The 18557-nt window shown below is 46.4% G+C and carries 17 protein-coding genes and 1 pseudogene; 5 read left to right on the top strand and 13 right to left on the bottom strand.

Annotation, left to right across the window (positions count from 1 at the left end):
- Positions 1-35 precede the first annotated feature (35 nt).
- Positions 36-3464, top strand: coding sequence for a pyruvate carboxylase (locus tag ACOJUR_RS14715; RefSeq protein ID WP_420950411.1), 3429 nt, complete (start codon positions 36-38; stop codon positions 3462-3464).
- A gap of 130 nt (positions 3465-3594) precedes the next feature.
- Here the strand turns inward: ACOJUR_RS14715 and ACOJUR_RS14720 are convergent, their stop codons facing one another.
- The 4 genes from ACOJUR_RS14720 to ACOJUR_RS14735 all read right to left on the bottom strand — a co-directional run bounded on the left by ACOJUR_RS14720 (position 3595) and on the right by ACOJUR_RS14735 (position 7337).
- Positions 3595-3945, bottom strand: coding sequence for a type II toxin-antitoxin system PemK/MazF family toxin (locus ACOJUR_RS14720; RefSeq protein ID WP_072873350.1), 351 nt, complete (start codon positions 3943-3945; stop codon positions 3595-3597).
- Between the two features lie 4 nt (positions 3946-3949).
- Positions 3950-4222: a CopG family ribbon-helix-helix protein gene (locus ACOJUR_RS14725; protein WP_242650244.1), complete on the bottom strand. Its 273-nt coding sequence runs from the start codon at positions 4220-4222 to the stop codon at positions 3950-3952.
- Between the two features lie 78 nt (positions 4223-4300).
- Positions 4301-5506 (bottom strand): alanine racemase, encoded by a 1206-nt coding sequence (gene alr / locus ACOJUR_RS14730; RefSeq protein WP_072873348.1) that lies wholly within the window; start codon positions 5504-5506, stop codon positions 4301-4303.
- A 94-nt stretch (positions 5507-5600) separates the two neighbouring features.
- A complete protein-coding gene (locus tag ACOJUR_RS14735; protein WP_203114724.1) occupies positions 5601-7337 on the bottom strand; it encodes a S53 family peptidase in 1737 nt (578 codons plus the stop codon).
- Positions 7338-7496: 159 nt separating this feature from the next.
- On the opposite strand from ACOJUR_RS14735, the gene ACOJUR_RS14740 reads away from it, so the two are divergent.
- The gene (locus tag ACOJUR_RS14740; RefSeq protein ID WP_306953590.1) at positions 7497-8165 is read left to right on the top strand and encodes a hypothetical protein; all 669 of its coding nucleotides are present in this window, start codon (positions 7497-7499) and stop codon (positions 8163-8165) included.
- Positions 8166-8171: 6 nt separating this feature from the next.
- Here the strand turns inward: ACOJUR_RS14740 and ACOJUR_RS14745 are convergent, their stop codons facing one another.
- The 8 genes and pseudogenes from ACOJUR_RS14745 to acpS all read right to left on the bottom strand — a co-directional run bounded on the left by ACOJUR_RS14745 (position 8172) and on the right by acpS (position 15257).
- The gene (locus ACOJUR_RS14745) at positions 8172-8822 is read right to left on the bottom strand and encodes a response regulator (RefSeq protein WP_420950412.1); all 651 of its coding nucleotides are present in this window, start codon (positions 8820-8822) and stop codon (positions 8172-8174) included.
- Positions 8797-10635 (bottom strand): GAF domain-containing sensor histidine kinase, encoded by a 1839-nt coding sequence (locus ACOJUR_RS14750; RefSeq protein ID WP_420950413.1) that lies wholly within the window; start codon positions 10633-10635, stop codon positions 8797-8799. Before ACOJUR_RS14750 ends, ACOJUR_RS14745 begins: the two co-directional genes overlap by 26 nt.
- Before the next feature lie 235 nt (positions 10636-10870).
- Positions 10871-11230: pseudogene (locus ACOJUR_RS14755) on the bottom strand (transposase); the annotation flags it as partial.
- 14 nt (positions 11231-11244) lie between these two features.
- Positions 11245-11613, bottom strand: coding sequence for a peroxiredoxin family protein (locus ACOJUR_RS14760; protein ID WP_072873343.1), 369 nt, complete (start codon positions 11611-11613; stop codon positions 11245-11247).
- Between the two features lie 12 nt (positions 11614-11625).
- Positions 11626-11991, bottom strand: a complete 366-nt coding sequence (locus ACOJUR_RS14765; protein WP_072873342.1) for a DsrE/DsrF/DrsH-like family protein — start codon at positions 11989-11991, stop codon at positions 11626-11628.
- A gap of 288 nt (positions 11992-12279) precedes the next feature.
- Positions 12280-13293: a LolA family protein gene (locus ACOJUR_RS14770; protein ID WP_083574069.1), complete on the bottom strand. Its 1014-nt coding sequence runs from the start codon at positions 13291-13293 to the stop codon at positions 12280-12282.
- Positions 13294-13342: 49 nt separating this feature from the next.
- Positions 13343-14824, bottom strand: a complete 1482-nt coding sequence (locus tag ACOJUR_RS14775; protein WP_420950414.1) for an NAD(P)H-hydrate dehydratase — start codon at positions 14822-14824, stop codon at positions 13343-13345.
- A 64-nt stretch (positions 14825-14888) separates the two neighbouring features.
- On the bottom strand, positions 14889-15257 hold the full coding sequence (gene acpS / locus ACOJUR_RS14780; protein WP_072873340.1) for a holo-ACP synthase: 369 nt from the start codon (positions 15255-15257) through the stop codon (positions 14889-14891).
- A 229-nt stretch (positions 15258-15486) separates the two neighbouring features.
- On the opposite strand from acpS, the gene ACOJUR_RS14785 reads away from it, so the two are divergent.
- Entirely contained in the window at positions 15487-15687 is a 201-nt protein-coding gene (locus ACOJUR_RS14785) for a hypothetical protein (RefSeq protein WP_072873339.1), read from the top strand.
- Between the two features lie 55 nt (positions 15688-15742).
- Here ACOJUR_RS14785 and ACOJUR_RS14790 read toward each other — a convergent pair whose 3' ends face one another.
- Positions 15743-15940 carry a hypothetical protein gene (locus ACOJUR_RS14790; RefSeq protein WP_072873338.1) on the bottom strand — a complete coding sequence of 66 codons (198 nt, stop codon included), beginning with the start codon at positions 15938-15940 and terminating at the stop codon, positions 15743-15745.
- Positions 15941-16039: 99 nt separating this feature from the next.
- Between ACOJUR_RS14790 and map the strand changes: the two genes are divergently transcribed.
- Both map and ACOJUR_RS14800 read left to right on the top strand, forming a co-directional pair.
- Positions 16040-16786, top strand: a complete 747-nt coding sequence (gene map / locus ACOJUR_RS14795) for a type I methionyl aminopeptidase (RefSeq protein WP_203114729.1) — start codon at positions 16040-16042, stop codon at positions 16784-16786.
- A 264-nt stretch (positions 16787-17050) separates the two neighbouring features.
- The gene (locus ACOJUR_RS14800) at positions 17051-18556 is read left to right on the top strand and encodes an aldehyde dehydrogenase family protein (protein ID WP_370541575.1); all 1506 of its coding nucleotides are present in this window, start codon (positions 17051-17053) and stop codon (positions 18554-18556) included.
- Position 18557: the final 1 nt, after the last annotated feature.

An 18557-nucleotide genomic window follows, 5' to 3' on the forward strand; every position in this document is an offset into this window, starting at 1 on the left:
GTATAATTCGAAAAATTTAATCTGGGGGTGTCAAGGTGCGTCATTTTCAGAAAGTACTCGTAGCCAATCGTGGTGAGATTGCCATACGAATCTGCAGAGCTTGCACAGAGCTTGGCATCCGCACTGTCGCCGTTTATACCGAAGAGGACAAACTGGCATTACATCGTTACAAAGCAGATGAGGCTTACTATATTGGCGAAGGTCTTGGAGCCGTAGAAGCCTACTTAAACATTCCCAGCCTTATTCGCGTTGCCCAAGAGACGGAATGCGACGCAATTCACCCAGGCTACGGCTTTCTATCTGAAAGCGAGGAATTAGCACGCGCCTGTCAGGAGGCTGGTATTACCTTTATAGGTCCGCGCATTGAACATTTACAGATGTTTGGCGATAAAGTCAAAGCCCGTCAGGTTGCCAAGGCTGCTGGTGTACCTATTGTGCCAGGTACAGACGGACCTGTCAGTAAAGAAGAAGCAAGTGCTTTTGCTCAAAAAGTCGGCTACCCTGTCATGCTTAAAGCTGTCAGCGGCGGCGGCGGTCGTGGTATGCGCTTAGTCCATTCACAAGAAGAATTGTATGAAGCATACGACCGAGCAAGTTCGGAAGCAAAGTCTGCCTTTGGCGCTGCTGAGGTTTACATTGAAAAATATGTACAACGTCCCAAACATATCGAAGTTCAGATTTTAGGTGACCATCATGGCAAACTCGTTCACCTCTATGAACGAGACTGTTCCATTCAGCGCCGCCATCAGAAAGTGGTGGAAATCGCACCTTCTTCTCTACCCGAGCCAACTCGTGCCGCCATCTGCAACGCGGCGGTACAATTGATGAAACATGCTGGCTATGTCAATGCAGGAACGGTAGAATTTCTCCTGCAGCCAGATGGTCAGTTTTTCTTCATTGAAGTCAACCCTCGCATTCAAGTGGAGCATACCATCACAGAACTGATTACCGGAATCGATCTCGTGCAAGCGCAAATTCGCATTGCCGAAGGACATCGTTTGGACGATTCAGAAATTGGCATTCATGGCCAGGAAAGCATTACGACTCGTGGGGTAGCGATTCAATGCCGTGTGACAACAGAGGATCCGCAAAACGGATTTCTCCCTGACACAGGACGTATTACCACTTATCGTTCAGCTGCCGGTTTTGGTATCCGCCTAGATACGGGGAATGGTTATACGGGGGCTCGCGTCCTTCCTTATTACGATTCGTTATTAGTCAAAGTATCCGCTTTTGCACTCAATTTTGAACAAGCAGCACGCAAAATGTTCCGAGCTTTGCAAGAATTTCGAATTCGTGGTGTCAAAACCAATATTCCTTTCCTAGCCAATGTTGTGCGACATCCGGAATTTTTGGCTGGCCAGTGCACGGTCCACTTTATCGAAGAGCATCCAGAACTTTTGTCCTTCCCGCAACGAAAGGACAGAGCGAGCAAATTGCTCAACTATATCGGAGAAGTAACGATTAATGGCCCTGATGGTAACAGAGCAGAAGCCAAACCAGAAGTGCCTGTAGCGATACCACCTGAATTATCCACTGTGTCGCCAACACCTAGCGGATTGCGACAACTTTGGCAGTCCCTCGGTACAGAACGTTTCCTTGAGCACATTCGCGCCGAGCGCCGGCTTTTATTAACTGACACGACGTTTCGCGATGCTCATCAATCCTTGCTGGCGACACGTGTTCGCACCCGTGATTTGCTGGCTATAGCCCCCGCCACGGGTATAGCAGGTCGTAATCTTTTTTCCATGGAAGTTTGGGGAGGCGCTACATTTGATGCGAGTATGCGGTTTCTCAAAGAAGATCCTTGGGAAAGGCTGCATCGTTTCCGCGAGGCAATTCCGCACCTGCTCTTTCAAATGTTGCTACGCGGTGCGAATGCAGTAGGCTATAAGAATTACCCCGATAATGCCGTGCGTGCATTCACACGTCAAGCCGCAGAAGCAGGAATTGATGTCTTTAGAATTTTCGACAGTCTCAACTGGTTACCCAACATGGAAGTAGCCATAGATGAGGTTCGAAAAGTTGGCAAAATAGCTGAAGCGGCCATCTGTTATACGGGAGACATTCTGGATGAAACACGAAGTAAATATAATCTTGCCTACTACATCCAACTTGCCAAAGATTTAGAACAAGCTGGCGCACATATTCTTGCCATTAAAGATATGGCAGGCTTGCTCAAACCGATAGCTGCTGTCCGCTTGATTACAGCATTGAAAGAAGCTGTGTCTTTGCCTATACATTTGCACACACACGATTCAAGCGGAAATGGTATTGCGACATTGTTGATGGCTGCCACAGCAGGAGTAGATATTGTGGATGTAGCTATTTCCTCCATGTCCGGGAACACTTCACAGCCGAGTTGGAACGCCTTGGTTGCCGCTTTGCAAGGAACGGATCGGCAACCAGCTGATGATTTGCAAGAACTTCAGGCATTGGCCGACTACTGGGAAACCGTGCGAAAGTATTACAGTAAATATGAGAGCGGCCTGACTTCAGCATCCGCCGAGGTATATTTGCATGAAATGCCAGGCGGGCAATATACCAACTTGCGTGAACAGGCAGCAGCACTTGGACTTGGTCAACGCTTTGACGAGGTCAAAAAAGCGTATCGTACCGTTAACCGAATCCTCGGTGACGTGATTAAAGTGACCCCCTCTTCTAAGATGGTTGGCGACTTTGCCATCTTTATGGTACAAAATGGGCTGGATGAGCACTCTCTATTGGAAAAAGCGGCTGATCTCGATTTTCCAGCCTCAGTGGTCGATTTCTTTGAAGGAAAAATGGGGCAACCGTACGGAGGCTTTCCTGAAGTTCTACAACGCGCCGTACTGAAAGGCAGACAACCTTTGCAGGGTAGGGCGGGTGAAACCTTACCTCCAGTGGACTGGGAATCAGAACGCCAGCAACTTGAAGAGAAAATGGGTCGCAACAGCAATAAAGAAGAGTTGCTTTCTTACGTCATGTACCCGCAGGTCACAGTAGAATTTCTTAAACATCGTCAACAATTTGGCGATCTCTCACAGTTAGATACGCTGACCTTTTTCTATGGTATGCGTCCTGGCGAGGAAATCCGCGTATCGATTGAACCCGGCAAAACATTGATTATTCGGCTTCTTTCGATCAGCGATGCTGACCAAGATGGCTACCGAACCGTCTTTTACGAACTGAACGGCCAACAGCGTGATGTGCGCATTCTTGATCGAACAGTGCCCCTCTCTCAAGACGCGCGTCGTAAAGTGAGCGGTCAAGCGGGCGAACTTGGGGCCAGTATGCCAGGCACTGTCATTTCTCTACTTGTCCAACCTGGCGACACTGTTGAACGCGGACAAGTAGTAGCGATTACAGAAGCTATGAAAATGGAGGTGCAGTTGGCATCTCCAAAATCAGGAACTGTCAAAGAAATCTATTGCAAACCAGGCAGTATGGTAGAACCGGGAGACTTGGTTTTAATAGTTGAATAATTTTTAACTATAACTACGGCCTCCCATCCATTCATAAAATGGCGGGAGGCCGTGGAATGATTCCAATAAGAAAAGCGTGCAAATTTCTGGCTAAGAGAAGGATAAACTTTTTTAGCTTCATGAACCAGAACTAGAAGTCGACAAGTCCTAAGGAAATGAGTAACGCATCATTGACACGTTTCATCATGGCATCATCCAAGTGCGTGATGCGATCTGTCAGTCGTTGTTTGTCAATTGTACGGATCTGTTCAAGCAAAACAACTGAATCTCTATCAAGCCCGTAGGGCTGTGCCGGCAACTCAACATGTGTTGGTAACTTGGCCTTTTGTATCTGAGCGGTTATGGCAGCCACAATGACCGTTGGACTGAAGCGATTGCCGATGTCGTTCTGGATAACCAAAACCGGCCGAAATCCTCCTTGTTCAGAGCCTACAACTGGAGATAAATCGGCAAAAAACACGTCTCCTCGCTTCACGATCACCGTATCACCCCCCGCTGACCAAGCGTTCTACCGTACCTCCTGCTTCCTGCTCCACGGAGAATGCTTCCGAGGCCAAGCAAAGATTGAGTCTCCCCATTTCCTGGTACCCCTGTTGCATCATTTTACGAATTTGATATTTGCGCTCTTCTTGTACGTACTTCGTAAGCGCTGCACGGACAATCTCGCTGCGACTCTCTCTGGACTTGGAAGCTACGACGTCCACTTGTTCGAGCAATTGCTCAGGAACATAGACAACCACCCGTTTGCTATCTGACACGCCCGGCACCTCCACCTATTTCCCTGCCGATGTAATCTTCTCTATTATATCGATTTGTTTTTGGGGATAACAATCCAATCAAAAAGAAATTTCTATTCGCGGTACTCTATTGCTGATGGAGGTCAACATCTCGTATGAAATCGTTCCCGCCAATCTGGATAAGGTATCTAATGGCATTTCCGCCCGATTGGATGCTGCTGAAAAAGTTTCTCCAATCCAACGCTCACGTTCTTCTGGACGTTGTTTGAAAAGCGCCCCACCATTCCAGATGTCAGGGGCTAAATGTCCAAACAGGGTGACCGGATCGCCCAACTCAGCTTCAGGAATATGCGTGACATCGAGCATTAATTGATCCATGCAGACCCGCCCAAGCAAAGGCGCTTTTCTTCCTCTGACCATAGCAAAGCCCCGATTGGAGAGCGAGCGCGGATAGCCGTCGGCATAGCCTATGCATACAGTAGCCACTCTGCAGTCTTGCTTGGCTACAAAAGTGGCTCCATAACTGACACTATCTCCAGCCTTCAACCAAGCGATACGAGTGATTGTGCTGTATAGGTGCATAACCCGTTGCAAAGATAGGCTTGGAGGCCAATCCGCATTAGGAGCATATCCATATGCGCCAATTCCAATACGCACCATATGATAAAAAGCATCCTGACGTTGCAAAGCAGCTGCCGTATTCGCCGCATGCAAAAGTGGCGGCAATAGTCCACGTGCGGCTAACGCTGAACATGCCTCCTCAAAACGCCGTAACTGGGCAGATGTATGACCGTCCTCAGGACTGTCCGCTTTTGCCAAATGTGTAAAAAGTCCCTGCAAGTGTAGATCAGGACGCTGATGGATGGATTCAGCAACCTTCAGAACGTCTGACACACTGCGCAACCCCAGACGTCCCATACCCGTATCCACTTTTAAATGAAGTTGTAACGGCGTAGAGAGTTGTGAGACTTGAAGCAGGTCTTCAGACGAACCTGTAAAGGTCAATTCAATTTGATGCTGGGACGCAACTGGAAAAGAGAGCGGATCGACATACCCCAAAACAAGCAGAGGAATGCGCACACCTGCCTCCCGCAGACGCAACGCTTCTTCCAGAGAAGCAAGTCCCAGCATGTGCGCAGATCCACTTTTTTCAATAGCTTTGGCCACGGCGATATCGCCATGGCCATATGCGTTGGCTTTCACTGCAACCAATATTTTCGTTCCCTGTGGGAGAACACTTTGAATTTTTTTTACATTATTGACCAGAGCTGATAAATCAATTACCGCAAACGTACCGCGAAACATGATGGACGCCTCCATGCCATGGCTTGCAGCCGAGTTGAGTATGATTCTCTTATTGTCAGCGAGAATCTAGCATGGACGCAAGTAGCCAGCAAAATTAAGGCGCAGGTTGCGAACCTGGTGCAGGAGCCGGTCCTGGAGCTGGTGCAGGAGCTGGCGCAGTTTGCATAGGTGCGTATTGATCCATAACGGTATTCATATTGCTTACATCAAAGCTGCCGAGTCCTGTTGCAAAATCCCAACCTGGTGTAGCAGGATAGGGACCACTATCACCAAGTGTGATATCATGGAAACCGTCACTGCCATAGACACCATAAAGGAGCGGGGCAGCAAAGCCAAGTTGATTGTTGTGACTCGTCTCCAGCCTTGCCCAAACACCTAAGGCAAGCGGTGATGCGAGACTTGTTCCGCCTACAACTTCTGGAGAGCCGTCAACATAGACGTTAGCACCACTGTTTGGATCTGCATCCATAGCGATATCTGGCAAACCTTTGCCGACATTCGTGGTTGGCGGCACAATGCCATTTTGCCAATACGGAGCAGATTCAAAGTAACTTGTACCACCGCCGCCGCCTGTCCAAGCTAATTCTTCGTCATAGCTGCCATCGCTGTTGGTAATCAATGTTGTACCGCCAACTGCCACTACATACGGTGAGGATGCCGGGTAATTGACATCCGGTACACCAGCGGGGACTCCATTCGTCGGCGTAACTGCACAAAATCCTCCCGTATCACCTGCGGAAGCGAAAGTCGTCTGTCCTTGTGCAGCAGCTTCGGCAAACACTTCATCATCAACAAGCATCGAGCCATCCAAATAGGCGTCGTATTCACATTCGCCAAAAGAGGCACTTCCCGCTTTAGCAACATCCTGTTCAGCAAATTTATTAAACTCACGAGCAATGTCAGAATCCGTCAAGGATGTGGTGTCATAAATATAGAGATGCGCCACATTGCCTGCCATCCCCGTGGAATACTGCGTGTCCAAATCCCACTCATCTGCTCCAGAAGTATCATTGCTGGCAATGCCCACCTGCACAATCGTATAAGGAACTTGCGGCAACTGGTTAGCAGCCTCTTCTGTACGCAAATCTTGAACTACTTGCGTCAAGTTACCTTCTGCAAAAATAGCAATATTGGTTCCTGTTGCTTGCGGAGTATTGCCAACATTGTAAGCCTTCCAAAAACCTTGTGGGTTATAACTGGCTGGATAATTGGGCAGTGAGGTGGAAGTCGTTGGCGTCGGTGTTGCCAGGGGCAACTGCATTTGAGCTGCATTGGTTAGTCCCAGCACTGCTACCACAGCTCCACCAAGTGAGGATGGAACGTAGGCCGGATCGACATTAGCATAAACCGTACGGCCATTCATGGAAAATTGATCAATTTGCGTGTTGAAGGCACTTTCCAACTGTTGCGCTGTACCGGTAGCTGTGATTAATAGGCGGTTGGCAGATACCTGAATATTGCTCAACCCCTGACTTTCCAAATAGGAAGTCACAGCGTCCACCGTACTGCTCGAAGGACTGTAGGTGGCTTCAAATTGAGATGGTGTCAGCGTCTGTCCATAGAGCGCGTTGCCCGGCGTGCTGATATCCTGGATATACTGCTCCAGTCCCGACTGATTCTGCATTTGCAGGCCAATCACCACCGTCAATTCCGTAGAAGCGGGCAACGAACCCAAGTTGGTTGCGTTGGTAGGTACAAAAGCTTGCGTATGCGTAGCCACCCAATTGGTTGTATCTGCTTGTGCTGTCGGCATGGACCCCATAACTCCAATAGGTGTGGCGAGCAACGCTGTAGCCGCTGTGACTCGCAAATATTTAGAGCGTAATTTCACGGATTCTACCCCCTTTTCAAATTACTTAAAATTTTATTGAAAAATAGATAGAAATGTATTCACTAAAAGTTCAGATAAAAACTATAACTTTTGTCGTATTGACAAGAGAACCAATCTTCTGCACTCTGGTGAGTAAAACTATGAAAAAGGATGACTCGTGTGAAAACTCATCATAAATTCTTAACAACACTTCGTCATAAACGGATTCAAACCATATCTTTAGTTGGCACTCTTCTTGTCGCTCTGGCGCTTACAGGTTGTCAAACAGTTCAACAGACAACTTCAAACAGTAAGCCAGCTTCTGTCAATCCGGTTACTGTCGCCAGACAAACTCCTCAATTTACAAACCTTTTGGATGTCGATCTCGTTCAACCTATTTCTACATGGGATGCTAAGCCTGTTCCTAACCAAGCTGCGGAAAGCGCTATACGGGTACAAACAGAAAGTGGCCAGTGGGTCACGTTGAACGCGAAACAGCATCCGATTCTTTTTGTTGCCTATTGGTGCCCACATTGCCAGAGAACCCTTGTCTTAATGAATCAACATTTTCATTCGCCAAATGATTGGCCTACGATTGTCTACGTAGGATATGCCAACGGATTCCCATTATCTTCAGCTGTAAAAATTGCCGACGAAGAAAAAGAGACGTTTCATTTATCTTTTACAAAACCGTATTTTCTCATAGGGACAGCCGAAAAAAAGTATATTGACGGTTTCCCCTTCCTCGCCTTTGCAGATGGCAAACAGGTGGATTTTATTGTCGGAGAACATACCTGGCCTATGTGGGAAAAAGCCATACTGATGGGGGACGCAAACACTGGAAAATAAAAAGGATCATTCATGGTAATCCAACAGATGCGGAACCAATCCTTCTCGAATTGCCACCAGTATAGCTTGAGAACGGCTACGCACTTGCAACTTGCGAAAGATATTGCTAATGTGCAGCTTTACGGTTGTCTCAGAAATATAAAGTTGACCAGCAATATCTTTATTACTGCATCCATTGACTAAAAGCTGTAATACCTCTGTCTCACGAGGTGACAGTCGTTCACGCGTGGGCAAATCGCCACGCACTGACTGAATCAGTCGCTGCGTCAAATTGGCTGGTAAGGCCGATTGTCCAGCATGGACCGCGCGAATGGCTGCCAACACTTCGGATACTGGAGCATCTTTCAGCATATACCCATCTGCACCCGCGCGAATAGCGCGAAATAGATACTCATCATAGTTATACATGGTTAACACAATCAATTTGGGACGTTCTTGAAGATTTTTCAACTCTTCAGCAAATTCAATACCATTGCCATCCGGTAAATTGATGTCGAGCAAGATTACATCAATTGGAATCTCTGTAACACATGACATCAGTTCTGAACCTCGGCTACAGGTGGCTACAACCTCCATATCCGGCTCTTCATTGCATAAATAGGCAAGACTGTCGCGCAAAACTTGATGATCATCACACAAAAGCACTCGAATGGACATTCTCCTCCACCTCATCTCCGATAGGAAGTTCAATCCAGATTTCTGTTCCTGAACCTGGTGAAGTGATATATTCCACACGACCCTTCCACTGAGCCGCCATCTGATGGATCATGTCAATTCCAAAGGAAGTTCCGCGAATTGCATTTTGAATCGCGCGCGCAAAATGAAATCCGCACCCATCATCCAACATAAGTACTTTCACGCGATCGGGCAAAAGGTCTAATCTTACTTTAAAATGGCGAGCATGCGCATGTTTGCGCATATTTCGCGTGCCTTCAGCAATCATTTCATACACTGTGCGGGAAATTTCCGGATGGAGCAATAAATTCGTTTCTTGATGAACACTAAATTCCACCTGTATTTCTGTATCTTCGAGCAAATCTTTAAGCAAATTGCGAATAGCTTTTTCCAATCCTTGCTCAACATAGGGCTGCGGACGCAAGGAATAAATAGATGAGCGCACGGAACCTACGGTTTCTTGCAACAACTTTTGCAAGTCAAGAAGCTGTTTCTGCATGGCGGGTTCAGAATGACGCAAAATACTTTCCACACGAAGGAGTGCACCTGCTAGATTTTGTGCGATCCCGTCATGGATTTCACGGGCCAGCCGATTACGTTCCTCAAGTAAAATTCTTCGCTTCTGCTCTTCTAAATAAAGGGCATTACGCATTGCTACACTGGCATAGCTGGAAAAAAGCGTCATCAATTTTTCATCTTGTGGATGAAAGCCATTGACAATTGGTTTACCAAGTGTAATAACTCCCACTACTTGTTCATCAATATAAATAGGCGCCACAAACAACGAGCGAATATCTTTGTCTGCTTCCTGAGGTAAAAAACGACTATCCCTCTCCACGTCGGCAACCATTTGCAAACGACCGGTCTGTACAGCCCACCCAGAAATCCCCTGACCTCTTGGCAAAGTATACCGTTTGTTTCCCATTTCCCGATAAAGCAATCCCCACTCATCCACTTGGTAAATAACACCAAAAGAACTGCGGAACAACTCTTTAGCGGCATTGGCGATTTGGGGTAAAACACTATCTAAATGATTGGGTTGACGGATAGATTCTGTAATGGAAAAGACTGATTCTAAACGATGCTTTTCGCGTAAAAGATTAGCCACTAGGTGAGCCACTAATGAAATCGCCACAAGCGGTAGAAAGAAAAAGAAAGATCCAATACTTCCGGTGTGAACATTGACGGGATTGCTCGCCAGCCAAATCATTAAACCGTTATAGAGAGTCGCCAAGCCCAAATCAATACCGAGTGCGGACAAAAAAAGCCGGGCACTGACTCGCCAGGAACGACGTTGCCTCCAAACAAGCAGAATCAGTAAATTTGCGCTTGTAGAATAGATGAGAGCAGTCACCATCAACAGCCAGAGGCTGTCAATGATAAGGTGCTTATGTCCTTCCTGAATGACATTCGCATTTGCCCATAGCCAAAACCATCCGGATAGGGCAAGCGCAATCATACGGCTGGAGAAATTGTACGAGAATACTTCCCATGGTTTACGCCTTGCTGCTTGAACCAACAACAAAATGAAAGCGTCCAACCAAAGGGTCATACTTGGGCCCAGCATGAAAAATAGTCCAAAAAAAAGTGGGAAACAGAGCGAAAAATTAATTCTTCCCAATCCAACAGGAAACCACTCTAAAAAAAGCAACAAAATGCCTAGCATCCAAATGGCTTCTGGATGCACAAGCTGCAATTGAACGGAGAAAAACAAAAGCAATAAAAACGACCCTATTACTAACAAGATACGATGGCGAGAGATGATGGCTTGCCGAATAGTTTGCTGAACAAGCATACCAACACCTCCGATAAAAAATATGAAAGTTTATCATTGGGAATTTGCATATAAAATTTAGATATTGATTCTGATTGGATTCTACCATGGACACCGAAATGAATGCAGCTATGTGATTTGTGTTGCATAGGTTCCACATGCCCTTATCAATCACAGAGCGCCAAGAATCAAGGGATTATGCCATCTTCAGCGAGCTTGCTGTCGTGTTCATCGCTAGTGCAGAAGCAAGTAGAACCTACGCATTGAGGTAAACGTATGTGGTGACCTTCTCAATACCACGGACGTGCGTGTCATTGGCTGTAAGATTTTCTTTGAGCCGGGATTTCCATTGCTCCACCGAAGTTCATTCTCTGTAGAGTTCTATCCAACGCCGAGTGTTTCGGTGCGGATTGGCGTAACGCCTGACATTCTCGGCGATACTTTTTTTGACCACCATTCCGTAGTTGGAATGAGAGCAAGCAACAGACCCAAGTGGGAAGTCAACCTTTCCTACTGCATGTGGACAACGGAACTTTAAGCGGCCTTCGTCGGCTTCCCAATACACTATGTTGTAACCCATGAAGCAACGAAGTGCCCCATCGGATACCATACCTGCAGATCGAAACGTATTCAAAAGTGAAGAAATAAATCGGCGTCTGCAGCTTCATTCAATACCCAACGCAACTCTTTTCGCTCAACATTCCAATTAGTCAGAATCATATTATCGACGATAATCAAACGAACTCCCGATTCTGATGCAATCGTTATCAATTCCTCAATACTAGGTGCCCCAAAATCTGATAAACCGTTGGCAATATCAATGCTTCCTACGGATGGTATCGGTATATAATTCGGTAAAAGTATATCTACGCCTTCATGACTAAAGGCTAATATGACATTCGCTCCTGATGATATTGCACCTACTGCTATATTCAATGGCGGGTATGCCGATTCTAGTTCACTGTGCAAAACCAGCAAAACAACTTTTTTTGTAGCCATCACCATACACCCTTAGTAACTAAAAATCGCATCTGCTTCATAACTATACTCTAAAAAGGTAACCACGCCAGCAGATGCTATTCCATCTAAACAATGAATCTGACAACTTTCCATTACATTCATTTGACAAACAAACATTTCAATACCAGCATCTCTGGCTTGTTGAAGCAATTGAAATAAATTTATTTTTTTCTCCTGTGAAATCAACCTAGCATAATGCTCATCTAATGCTCGAGCCCCATCCAAATCGAAAAAAATAGTGACATTTTGAGTAGGGGATCGAAATAACGCTTCTTGTAAAACATGAGGAACATTTTCACTACGAGCAACAAAATAAACTACCTTTTTAAGTTTCAGAGTTAAAACCTCGCTCTCCATTTAGAGCTTGTTTGTTATGTTTTATCTTATATCAAAAAAGCGAATTCGTTTAATGATGGAGAAATTCGCTTAACTTTTACAAAGCTACTCCGTGTCAACTGACATAAAAATCTTTGTTTTGCAACGTCATTCACAAAAACGTCGCCATCGCATAGTTGTGTTTTTCGAAAAATACATATTCAGGAAGGCAGCGTGTTTTAGAACTTCTGTTGCATCTTTTGCATAAAAAAGGCGCACCATCTAACAGGTACGCCATTTTTCATATCATTGGTAATCACTAGACACTGGTTATTTGCCAACCTGATTGAAAGTAGACATGGCTACATCTGCCATCTGATTCAGAGAAAGCGCGCTGGAGGTAATGGAAAACTCAACGCCGTTGTTCAACCAGAATAACTGTCTTGCACCGCCGCCATCCGTATACACAGCAGGTACACCATAAAGGTTGATCATTTCACCAGACGGCAACCCTGATACAGTAGAAACAGGACGCCATTCTTCTAAAGTGAAAGCGTGATCGCCCGTAAATCGCATGATGGCATCCGTGTCACTCACTTGCCACATACTGTCCAGCTTATCGCCGTAAGTAAGGGTGGGATTGATATAGCCCGGACCATCCGAAGCTGCGCTATCCCCTGTAGAAAGCGTCGTTTTAGCTTTCTCTCCACCAACCAGAGCCTGCGGATTGAAGTCATCGGGAGAAAATTTAATACCCGTCTGGAACGATTCATACTTAAGGGTAACTACGGGCGTGGATGATTTATCCATCAAGACAATCTGCTCTGGATTAAGCGTCTTTGCATCCAACTGCACACGTTCGCGAGTTACCACATCATTAGCTGGAGAAACTGGCAATTCAAAATTGTAATTGCCGTCACTTTTAGTAAATTGAATATCCTTGCTAGATACAATGTTTGACAAAATTTGATTATAAAGATATATGTGTCCTTGGTTTTGTGCCCAATTCCCGTTGAAACGGAACACTTTGCCCAACGAGGGCGAGACAATGAACATGCCATTTTGGTTGTGGACAATGATTTGGTTAATTTGCTTGTTGGCGTCACCCAAAGCAATGCGATAAACCTCTGGAGATTCATACCACGTCTCGACATAGTAAGTTTGCGAACCATTATCCATCTGCACAGTCATCATGGCTGTACTTTTATAGTTCGATCCGTCCAATGTCTTGACGTGCGCTTCTAGCTTGCTGGCTACACTTTTTTCACCATTCTGTGTGCCGCAACCTACTACAAGTCCACCCACAACGACCAGGACGCCCAACGCGACTGCCCATTTACGCATGTGCCACCTCGCCTTTCCGCGACAGACACACGCGAGTAACGCAACGCTTTCACTTATCCGTCGATTTCATCTTTACACCTAGCGCATCAGCTAAAGCCTGCGGCAATTCTTGCACAACATCGGAAGCCATACAAGCAGCAGCCGGTATCCGCCTTGCCAGTCGATCCCCAGCCCTTCCGTGCAGCCAACAACCTAATCGGGCTGCATCGTAGGCTGACAATCCTTGAGCGAGTAACGCCGCGATAACCCCTGCTAAAACATCTCCTGAGCCGGCTACAGCAAGCGAAGGTCCGCCTACCGGATTGACAGATACACTCTGCTGAGAATTCACTATACTCCGATAACCTTTCAACAGTACAGTGGCATTTGCCTGTTGGCTGAGTCGTCGGGCGGCAGCAAGGCGATGTTTCTGAACAGAATCAACTGTCCAACCGATTAATCGAGCACATTCCTTAGGATGCGGAGTAAGCACCACCCGTTCTGCCAGGAACGGATCAGCCAAACGCCGCTCCTCTGGAGCGCTTAACCAGGCATCCATCGCTTCCGCATCCAACACTACCTTACCGCCACTTTCCACAACACTCCATACCACCTCAATCGGCCAAGCGTCAAGCATACCGGGACCCATTAAGAAAACGGCTCCTTCTGGCAAACTGTTACGCAACGCTCCATTTACTGGAATCATCAGCATATCGGGTAGCGGCGGTTCAATGGCTGAAGCGGTTAACAGTGAAATGCGCCCTGCTCCACTCCGAGCTGCAGCCAACGCTGCAAGCTTCGCTGCACCCGGCAAACAACCGACAATAACTGCCACATGACCAGCCAATCCCTTATGCGCTGTGACAGGTCGATATGCCGCACGAGCAGCCAATTCAGCAGGTTCAATCCAAGTCGCAAAGGATGGATTGTGCAGAATCGGAATGCCAATATCAGCTACCACTACCTCGCCAGCCTGCAAACATCCAGGAGTCACCGCTGTGCCGATTTTCTGCGCAGCCATGGCGATGGTAAGTACTGCCTGGACCGCGCCCGGATAAACAGCTCCCGTATCCGTATCTACTCCTGTCGGTACATCAACCGCCCAAATTGGTGTAGATGTGTGAGAAAGCGACTCCAACATCTGTAATAATCGATCAGCAGGCGGTCGATTTTGGCCCGTACCAAGCAACGCGTCCAGGTAGAGCTGAGCCTCAGGCAGCGGTTGCCCGCTATATACCCGAACGGGCACACCGGCTGCTATGGCGCTTTGCGCAGCCAAAGCCACACTACCTGTTAGCGTTTCAGGATGAACCAAAGAGACAACTTCTACGGAGTACTGGTAATGTTTTAACCAACGGGCTGCGGCATATCCGTCTCCTCCATTGTTCCCCTTTCCTGCCAGTACGACGATATGGCCGCGCGGTCCGCGCTGTACCAACACATCGGCAATAGCTTTGCCTGCCAGATGCAAAAGGACAATCTCAGGAATGTGAAGCGACGTTACAGCGTGTCTATCGAGCTCTCTCATTTGTTCACTCGTGACCAGATACACAAGAGTACCCTCCCGAGGCTTGTTTCATAGATATTCAGCCCGTCCGTTCATTATGTATGGCTCTTCAATTCGATAAAATCGCAACAGCAAATGCTACTCCTGCAGCATGCGACAAACTTAAACGCACCTCAGTGCCAACAGGTAACAACGCATCCGAATGGTAGAAACGCGCAGTAAGACCCGCACTGCCAAGAAGAATATCCACTTGATGAGGATGAAGCTTGGCCAATCCACATCCAATCGCTTTAGCCAGAGCTTCTTTTGCCGCAAACCGACCAGCTACAAACTCGTGTAAACGTCTGCCTTCTAACAGACAGAAGGTTTTTTGCTCTTCCGGTCCCAATATGCGCTTGCTGAATGACGTTTTTTGGGAATTTATCAATCGGGCAATCCGCTCTATTTCTACAACGTCCGTGCCAAGTCCTAAAATCATGCTTCTCCTCCATACGAGTTTCATCCTATAATTTGCTTACTTTGCTCAGCGCATCATATGAAAGCACAATGGAAAAAGAAATTCTGCCGCCCAGTTTGGCAAAAGTTCGCACGGCAGATAGAATAGAGTAGAATTTTTATTTTACTCGAACAATGGCAGGTTGGAAAAACTACATTCAATAAGCTGGTTCTGATTCATCCCATTCTACATGTTGAAAGGACGATGGAATATGCATACGTTGTTACACTATGGTATCAAAATAGTATTTGCTATCATAACTGGAATTCTGCTCATTGCGGCTGTTGAGTTGCGACCGGACGGAAGACGTCTCAGTTGGCCACGAAGAACTGCGATTTTTATCTTAGGACTCATTCTCGCAGAAGTATTCTTTTCTACTCAAACGCTCTATCAGACACCAATTGGCATTTAATGAACTTTCAGAGGTTAAAGTTTTTGCCGAATTTTGGTTCGGGCCCAAACCTCTGTCATTGCGTACCATTGTGAAGCCAGTAACGCACATATTGCTCCATGATATATTTCAATCGATATTTTGAATCATGAAGCGGATTGTACCTCTCTTCCGGCGGCAGAACCTGACCGCAGGATGGACATGTCCACGCTACATCAAACGGCGGCAGCGGCATAAATGAAGCATTGCAACCTGGACAAACTTGTGATGCCATATCCGTTCCCCCTACATTCGCCTCAGATACTTCTGTAGGTAATGTAGCACAGTTTGTCCAAAATAGGGTATGTAAAATGATTATACAGGAGGCTGTATCTTGATTGTTCTGAAAAGCCGACATGAAATTGGCATTATGCGAGAAGCTGGTAAAGTCGTTGCTGAATGCCACGCTGCTTTAAAAGAGTTTGTACGAGAAGGCGTGAGCACGCTCGAAATCGATCAATTTGTAGAAAATTTTCTGACTCGCCACCATATGATTCCTGCCCAAAAGGGTTATAAAGGTTACCCATTTGCCGCCTGTACCTCTGTTAATGATGTCGTATGCCATGGTTTCCCCAGTGAATATCGACTTCAATCCGGCGATATTATCACCATAGACATGGTTGCTCAATATAAAGGATTGCATGCAGATTCTGCATGGAGTTATGCCGTTGGAGACATCAGTGAAACCGCCCAAAAATTAATGGAAGTGACAGAACGTGCACTCATGATAGGTATCGAAGAGGCGGTCATCGATCATCATATCAGCGATATCGGCCATGCTATCCAACAATATGTTGAAGCGCAAGGATTTTCAGTAGTACGAGATTTTATTGGCCACGGGATTGGGCGAAAAATGCATGAAAGTCCAGAAGTCTTACATTTTGGTCCACCCCATAAAGGACCACGCATCAAAAAAGGCATGACTTTTACTATCGAACCGATGGTAAATACAGGAACATACGAATGCCGCGTTGACGAAGATGGTTGGACTGCACGCACAGCAGATGGTGGACTCTCTATTCAATATGAACATACTCTGGCCATCACAGAAAATGGACCAGAGATTCTAACAGTGCTTTAATTTGTGAACTGAGCACAACTCTAAAACAGGTGTTGCGTAACACCTGTTTTTTTACGCAGAAATACAGCTAGATCTCTTTCTATAAAGTATTTTAGAATTTTTTATAGATAAATCTGAATTAATAGAATATATTGATCTTATCTGTTCGTAAAAACAGAAAACGTACGACCCAATCGTGCCCTCCATCAAACAAACGGTCGTATGAATGATTTTTGGGAGGGAGGCATCCCATTGTCAACCGTACTACAAGTGAAAGAATTCCCAATGTTTATGGACGGAAAATGGCAAGCGGCAGAATCCGGTGAATGGTTTGACATTATCTATCCAGGTAATGGTCAGACGGTAGCACGAGTAGCAAGTGGCCACAAGGAAGATGTAGACAAAGCTGTAGCGATTGCCCGACGCACTTTTGAAAGCGGTATCTGGTCCAAACAATCGATTGAAATCCGAGCGGCTTTGCTCCTCAGCTTTGCCCAACAAATTATGCAAAATGCTGATGAACTCGCTTATTTAGAAGTACTCAGTTCCGGGGGAACTCTCCGCAGAGTCCGGAACATGGATATCCTGCAAATCGCCGATCTCCTTTTGCAAACAGCAGAATTTATGAAATCATACCCATATGTTGAATACCTGCCCATCCCACCCTATCCCGGCCCTGCCAACGGTCAAGTTTGGCGTGAACCTATAGGCGTTTGCGCAGCCATCACTCCATGGAATTTCCCAATGATTTTAGCTATGTGGAAAATCGTTCCTGCTCTAGCCATGGGTAATTCTATGGTTATTAAACCTGCATCCCATACACCTCTATCCACTCTCAAACTCGCTGAATTAGCTGTTCGCGCCGGAATACCCGCAGGTGTTTTGAATGTGGTCACTGGCGCTGGCAGTCAAGTTGGCGAAGCGCTCGTCACGCATCCAGACGTGGACAAAATAGCTTTTACCGGATCAACTACAGTAGGACGTAACATTATGCGTCAAGCAGCAGGCACTATAAAACGCGTTACTCTAGAGCTAGGCGGAAAATCTCCCTCCATTCTTTTGCCGGATGCCGATTTGAGATTAGCTATACCCGGCAGCTTATTTGGCGTCTTTTTGCATAGCGGACAAATTTGCGAATCAGGCACACGTCTATTTGTACATGAATCGCAGTACGACCAAGTCTTGGCCAAACTGGCCGAACAAGCTCAAGCTATTCGTATGGGCGATCCGTTTGACATGGAAACACGCATGGGCCCACTCGTATCTAAACAGCAGATGGAAACCGTACTGAACTATATCGAGATCGGACAACAAGAAGGTGCTCGTTTGGTTTGTGGCGGCAAGCCCGTACAGATTCCTGGATGCGAAGGTGGATATTTCATTCCACCGACCATTTTTGCTGATGTAGACAACCAGATGCGCATTGCTCAAGAAGAAATTTTTGGCCCAGTCCTGTCCGTTATTCGGTATAAAGACGTAGACGAAGCAGTGCAAAAGGCCAACGAATCCATTTACGGCCTGGCCGCTGGAGTCTGGACACAAAATATCAATGAAGCATACCGCATTGCCCGACAATTACGTGCAGGCACCGTATGGATTAATGATTGGCACATGCTGCGCTCCGATGCTCCTTTTGGTGGTTTCAAGCAGAGCGGATTTGGTCGAGAATTGGGGAAATACGCATTGGATGAATATTCACAGTTAAAACATGTTCACGCTTCTCTCGTCACAGAAGAAAAACGTCGCGTAGCGTGGGATTTACTTTTGGAGAGCCCCATAGAAAAGGCATAGA

This window comes from Alicyclobacillus tolerans (assembly GCF_048984885.1).
Lineage (GTDB): Bacteria > Bacillota > Bacilli > Alicyclobacillales > Alicyclobacillaceae > Alicyclobacillus_I > Alicyclobacillus_I tolerans.